Source organism: Nevskia soli (assembly GCF_903970205.1).
Taxonomy (GTDB): Bacteria; Acidobacteriota; Terriglobia; order Bryobacterales; family Bryobacteraceae; genus Bog-113.
This window is the reverse complement of sequence record NZ_CAJCHS010000162.1, coordinates 1-6002: the sequence shown is the minus strand read 5'-3', so window position 1 is coordinate 6002 and position 6002 is coordinate 1. Positions and strand designations below refer to the sequence as shown.

Annotated in this window: 5 protein-coding genes; 4 read left to right on the top strand and 1 reads right to left on the bottom strand. The window is 60.2% G+C overall.

Annotated features, from left to right (window positions below; translation table 11 throughout):
• Positions 1 to 212: 212 nt before the first annotated feature.
• Positions 213 to 1526, bottom strand: coding sequence for a CCA tRNA nucleotidyltransferase (locus H1Y01_RS07470; RefSeq protein ID WP_219341360.1), 1314 nt, complete (start codon positions 1524 to 1526; stop codon positions 213 to 215).
• Positions 1527 to 1642: 116 nt separating this feature from the next.
• On the opposite strand from H1Y01_RS07470, the gene H1Y01_RS07465 reads away from it, so the two are divergent.
• From H1Y01_RS07465 to H1Y01_RS07450, 4 genes are read left to right on the top strand one after another with little or no spacing between them, the layout of a single operon-like run.
• Positions 1643 to 3853: an APC family permease gene (locus tag H1Y01_RS07465; RefSeq protein WP_180539817.1), complete on the top strand. Its 2211-nt coding sequence runs from the start codon at positions 1643 to 1645 to the stop codon at positions 3851 to 3853.
• Positions 3854 to 4483 carry a GNAT family N-acetyltransferase gene (locus H1Y01_RS07460; RefSeq protein WP_180539815.1) on the top strand — a complete coding sequence of 210 codons (630 nt, stop codon included), beginning with the start codon at positions 3854 to 3856 and terminating at the stop codon, positions 4481 to 4483. It abuts the gene before it with no gap.
• Positions 4484 to 4520: 37 nt separating this feature from the next.
• Complete coding sequence (locus tag H1Y01_RS07455) at positions 4521 to 5033, top strand: RDD family protein (RefSeq protein WP_180539814.1); 513 nt, start codon at positions 4521 to 4523, stop codon at positions 5031 to 5033.
• Complete coding sequence (locus H1Y01_RS07450; RefSeq protein WP_180539813.1) at positions 4997 to 5947, top strand: glycoside hydrolase family 5 protein; 951 nt, start codon at positions 4997 to 4999, stop codon at positions 5945 to 5947. Before H1Y01_RS07455 ends, H1Y01_RS07450 begins: the two co-directional genes overlap by 37 nt.
• The last annotated feature ends 55 nt before the right edge of the window (positions 5948 to 6002 follow it).

Below are 6002 nucleotides of genomic sequence, written 5' to 3'. Positions count from 1 at the left end.
CGTAGAACCGACTCTCGTAGAACCGGCCACTAGAGCCGGAACAAGGCGTTTTATTGCGTTCCGCTCAGCCCTGCTCAGGTTTGCCTTTCGATTCTTCGGAAACGCGGACAAGAGGAATATTGGCATACGATCGCTGTGATCGTAATAGATCACTCGCCACCGGATTTTCCGCACGCCGCCCTTACTGTACGCGATTTGCGTAGTGCTGTCATCTAAGAGTACAGCTCCGATGACCCCACTCGGAACCTCCCCCGCACAAACTCCAGCGCCTCTTCCCTCGAACTAACTATTCCCTCCAGTTGCGCATCTTCGACCGCACTCAATATCTCCGAGAACAGCGGGCCAGGCTTATATCCCTCCGCAATCAAATCGCGCCCCGTAACTAACGGTTCCGGCGTCAACTCCTCCGCCGTCAATTCCCCAAGCCGTCCGCGCACATAATCATAGGCCTCCGTGTACCCGTTGCTCGACATGCAGTCGATCCGGTGCAACTCCAAATGCTCGTCGAATTTCGGCTGCCGCACAAAGCGCTTGAGCGTGCTCTCCCGCATGGCGCGCACGTCCTTGAACTTCATATGATTCGCGACTAACTGCTCCACCTGCTCGCCGTCTTCACGCGAGAACCGCAGGCGGCCCATGATCTTTCGTGCGATCTCGGTGCCCACTTCCGCATGTCCATCAAAGCGAATCCGATCGGCTGCGCGGAACGTGGGCGGCTTCCCGACATCGTGCAGCAACGCCGCCCATGCAAGCGTCGCCGACGGGTGTTCCAGTTGCTCGAGCAGGAGCATCGTATGCACCCAGACGTCGCCTTCGGGATGCCACTCGGGCGGTTGCTCCACTCCGTGCATGGCCGCGACTTCGGGTAAAACCTCGCGCAGCAGCCCGCTCGCATCCAGCATCTCGAAGCCGCGGCGCGCGCCCCCTTCGGTCAGGATGCGCGTAAGTTCGTCCCGCACCCGCTCGGCGGCGACGGTCTTCACTTCCGGTGCAAGACGGCGAATCGCTTCCCATGTTTCCGCTTCGATGTCGAACTTCAGTCGCGCTGCAAACCGTATGGCTCGCAGCAATCGAAGGTGATCCTCGCGGAATCGCGCCTCCGGAACGCCGATCGCGCGAATAACACCCGCGTCCAAATCCGCCCGCCCGCCGACGAAGTCGAGGATCTCGCCGCTCTCCGGCTCCAGAAACAGCGCATTAATCGTGAAGTCGCGGCGCAGCGCGTCATTCCTCGGATCACGCTCGAAGTGGACCGCCTCCGGACGTCGCGCATCCGTATACTCGCCGTCCGTCCGAAACGTCGCGACCTCCGCCTGAGCATCCCCCTCCCGCACGAGCACAACCCCAAAAGCCGCCCCAACCAGATTCGATCCGGGAAACAAACGCAGCACCTCTTCCGGCGTCGCATCGGTCGCAACATCCCAGTCTTTAGGCTTCAAGCCAAGGAGCAGATCGCGCACGCAGCCACCCACCAGGAGGCCCTGAAATCCCGCCCGGTGTAGCGCTTCAATGATCTGTCTCGCCAATCGCTCGGGGCTCATGTTAATCTTGTGGCCGCGTGGGAACGACCTCTTCGTCTCCAGCCGGCCGCACAGTGGGCGGCCCCTCAACAGCAAACAAAGTGATCGTCGCGACGACGGTCATGCTGTCGTTTATTTCATTTTGGCGCGCGGCCGCCATTGTCCTAAGCGATCTCGCATCTTCGGCTTACTACGCGGGCGGCATTGCGGAAACCGCGATTGGTAAGTCCGCTCCCTGGTTCATTCTCTCGATCATGTTGTTCTCGTACGCCGTCCGGGCAATTTACATCGAGAGCTGCAGCATGTTCGTGCGCGGCGGCGTATACAAAGTCGTACACGAGGCCATGGGCGGAACTCTCGCTAAGTTCTCCGTCTCGGCGTTGATGTTCGACTATGTTCTCACCGGCCCGATCAGCGGCGTCAGCGCCGGGCTCTACCTGGCCGGCCTGATCAACGAACTTGGCGACCAATACAAGATCAGCGCGCTGCATGTTCCCTCGGCCTATTTCGCGGCCGGATTCGCAGCGATCGTAACGATCTATTTCTGGCGCAAGAACATCATCGGCATTCACGAATCCAGCGAAAAGGCTCTGCGGATTATGCAGATCACGACGGTGATGGTCGTCATCCTGATTACCTGGTGTCTGCTCACGATTTCGCAGAAAGGCTTCAACCCCGTTCCGCTTCCGGACCGGAGCAACATCCATTACGGCCCGAACGCTCTCGGCTGGTTGAAGGGCACTATCGCTCCGCAGATCACTTTCGTTGCGATTCTGATTGGCCTTGGGCATTCGCTGCTGGCCATGAGCGGCTTCGAAACTCTCGCCCAGGTCTATCGCGAGATCGCTTCCCCGAAGTTGAAAAACCTGGAGCGCGCCGGCACCGTTATCTTCCTTTATAGTCTGATCTTCACGGCGATGGTTTCTTTCTTCGCCGTCATGATTATTCCGGATCACGAGCGCGGCAAGTATCTGGACAACCTGATCGGCGGCTTGTCCATGTTCCTGGTCGGGCCGAACATTCTCAAGCTGTTCTTCCATGGCTTCGTTGTTCTGGTGGGCGTCTTGATCCTCGCGGGAGCGGTGAATACGGCGATCATCGGATCCAATGGTGTACTCAACCGTGTCGCTGAAGACGGCGTTCTGCCCAACTGGTTCCGCGTCCCGCACCACACCTTCGGGACCACATCGCGCCTGATCAACCTGGTAGTAATCCTGCAACTCGTCACCATCGTCATCAGCCGCGGCGACGTGAACGTGCTCGGCGAAGCGTACGCGTTCGGCGTCGTCTGGAGCTTTGCCATGAAAGCGCTTTCCGTCCTGGTTTTGCGCTTCAAGAAACCCGAACAGCGCGCCTGGAAAGTACCGTTCAACCTCCACATCGGCGGCCGCGAGTGGCCGGTCGGACTGGCGTTGATCACGGCGTTCCTGTTTACGCTGGCGGCCATCAACGTTCTCACTAAAGAGACGGCTACCATCGCCGGCGGCATCTTCACGATCACGTTCTTCCTGATCTTTTACTTCACCGAGCGCTATCACCACCGCAAGGCCGAAGCCATCGACCAATCGCATTTGGAGCAGTTCCGGCTGGATACGAATCGCGAGATTACGGCCGAGCGCATATCGGTTCGCCCCGGCAATATCCTGGTCGCCGTTCGCAATCCGGTCCACCTGGAACACCTCGAAAAGGTTCTCGCCAAAACCGATACGCGCAAGATCGACATCGTCGCGCTTTCGGTTCATCTGGTGACGCAGGCGGCATCCGGCGAGCACGAACTGGAAGCGGATCAAATCTTCTCGGATGCCGAGACCCAGGTTTTCACCAAGGCCGTTACTCTTGCGGAGAAGGCCGGCAAACACATCGAGCTATTGACCGTCGCCAGCACCAGTCCGTGGGTGGCCATGGTTCAGACGGCTCAGAATCTGCAGTCGTCGCGGCTGGTCACCGGTCTCTCGCCGCGCTTGTCGCCGGCGGAACAGGGAAAGCTCGTCGGCGAGGCTTGGGAGTGCCTTCCGGAGCCGCGCCCGTCGCTTTCGCTTGAGATCGTGATGCCGGACCCGAACCAGTCCATGTACTTCAACCTCGGGCCGCATCCCCCGCGGCTGTGGCCGGAAGACGTCGATCTGGTACACCGCTTGTGGCTCGAGCTCAGCCAGAAGGGTCTTGGGGCAGGCTTGCGGCATCGCGATATCGTGGGCGTCGCCCTACGCCGTCTGGATGAGCAGGTTCACGGAGGTCTCGAGCGCGATGTTCTCAGCGAGCTGAACCGCGAGTTGCAGGAGCATCCCTCCGAACGCGTGCCCGCAACCCTCGCTGAGGATTCGAAACCCTAGTTGAAACCCGAACGCGTCACGCTTACCGGCCGGACCGTTAGGGTCGTCCCGCTGAATCCGGAGTTGCATGGTGACGCTCTGTTCGAAGGGTCGAGCGGTCCGGCGAACGATCGTCTGTGGGACTACTTGTTCGAAGGCCCGTTCACCGATCGCGCCGCGTACCAGGAACATCTGATCCAGAAGGCCGCGCTGGATGATCCGTTGTTCTTCGCCATCATCGATAATCAGACGCAGCGCGCGGTCGGCCGCGCATCGTACCTGCGCATTGAACCGGCGCATCGCGTCATCGAAGTCGGCAACATCCTTTACACGCCGCAGCTGCAGCGCACCGCCGGCGCGACGGAAGCGATGTACCTGATGGCCAGGTATGTGTTCGAAGACCTCGGTTATCGCCGCTACGAATGGAAGTGCAACGCGCTGAATGAGCCTTCCCGCCGCGCGGCCTTACGCCTCGGATTTACCTTCGAAGGCATCTTCCGTCAGCACATGATCGTGAAGGGCCGCAATCGCGACACCGCATGGTATTCTATGCTGGATTCCGAATGGCCGCAGCGGAAGCAGGCGTTTGACCGCTGGCTGGACCCGGCTAACTTCGATGCCCACGGCCATCAAAAGTCATCTCTTACCTAAGCGTCTGCGGACCTACGAGCCGCGTGAGACGGAGCGCATGGCGGAACTCACGGGAGTCGAATTCGCGGCGTTCTACCAGCGCGCGATCGCTTTTGCGGTCGATGCCGTCGTCGCACTTTTTCTCTTATTGATCGCAGCCGCCGGTGTCGGATTTGCGATTCACTTCTATCGCGTCGCGCATGGCGACAATAGCAGCGTCAATATAAGAATCGGCCGCGAAGACGAGCTTGGAAAAGTCATTCTGAATGTCGTTACGCCCGTCCTCTACTTCGGACTCTCGACATTCTTCGGCAACGGCCGGACGCCGGGCAAGCGTCTGATGGGGATTCGCGTCGTGTCACTGGTCCACGAGCACATGACGCTCTGGCATTCCATCGAACGCGCGCTAGGCTATGGAGCCGCCGCCCTCGAGTTCGGTTTTGGATTCGCTCAGTACTTCATCCATCCGTACCGGCGCACGGTGGAAGACCGGATCGCGGAGACCATCGTGGTGAAGGAGAAGTCACTCAGGCAATGTCTCTCTCGCATTCACTCGAACCTCTCCGAGTAAGCGGCAACCGGATCGTTCGCAGTAGCGATCAGGCGCCGGTGTTGCTGCGCGGCGTGAACCGCTCCGGGCTCGAATACGGCTCGCCTGAGAGTCCGGGTTCGCTTGCCAAAGCCGGCATCACCGCCGAGGAGATCGCCGCCATCGCCGGTGAGTGGGGCGCTAACATCATCCGCCTGCCGTTTAACCAATCGTGGGCCCTAAAACGCGAGGCCTACGATCCCGCCGGGTATCTGAAGGCACTCGATTTTGTGATCGAGTGCGCGGCCGGCCATGGTGCGTACACGCTGCTCGATCTGCAATGGCTGGATGCGGTTACGCCCCGTGGCCACTTCGCCGACGGAAGCCGCAATTTCATAGCGCCTCTACCCAACGACGACAGTATCGAATTGTGGCGCCAACTGGCGGCAAGATACGCGGGCGAGCCCGCCGTTCTCTACGATCTGTTCAACGAACCGCACGATCCCTTGCCGGACGATCCACTGGCCAGTGGACTCGTGACCTGCGACGACTGGCATGCCTGGGCGCGCCCGATGATAGCCGCGATTCGCTCGGTGTGCGCCGATGCCTTGATCTTCATTTCAGGCACAAACTGGGGCTACGATCTGACCGGATGTCCCCTACCCGGCGAAACGAATCTGGTCTACGCAACCCATGTCTACCCGAACAAAGGCGACCAATGGGACCAAAGCTTCGGCAATCTCGCGGCAACCCAACCGGTCTTTGCGGCAGAGTGGGGCGGCGAAGATCAGGACCTCGAATGGGGCCGCCGGCTGGCCGCCTATTTCGAAGCCCGCAACATCGGCTGGACAGCGTGGAGCTGGTCCGACTGGCCGCGCGTAACGCAAGTGAACGGTCAACCCACGCCCTTCGGCGCGCTGGTGAAAGCAGCCCTGTCATCGAGATCCGACTCGTAACCCGCGCAACCACCCAATGCCCACCCCAACCCGGCCACCCAATCCCACTCCAACC

Coding starts and splice junctions, on each gene's coding strand:
- H1Y01_RS07465 (WP_180539817.1), top strand. CDS start 1,643: ATGCTGTCGTTTATTTCATTTTGGCGCGCGGCCGCCATTGTCCTAAGC.
- H1Y01_RS07455 (WP_180539814.1), top strand. CDS start 4,521: ATGGCGGAACTCACGGGAGTCGAATTCGCGGCGTTCTACCAGCGCGCG.
- H1Y01_RS07450 (WP_180539813.1), top strand. CDS start 4,997: ATGTCTCTCTCGCATTCACTCGAACCTCTCCGAGTAAGCGGCAACCGG.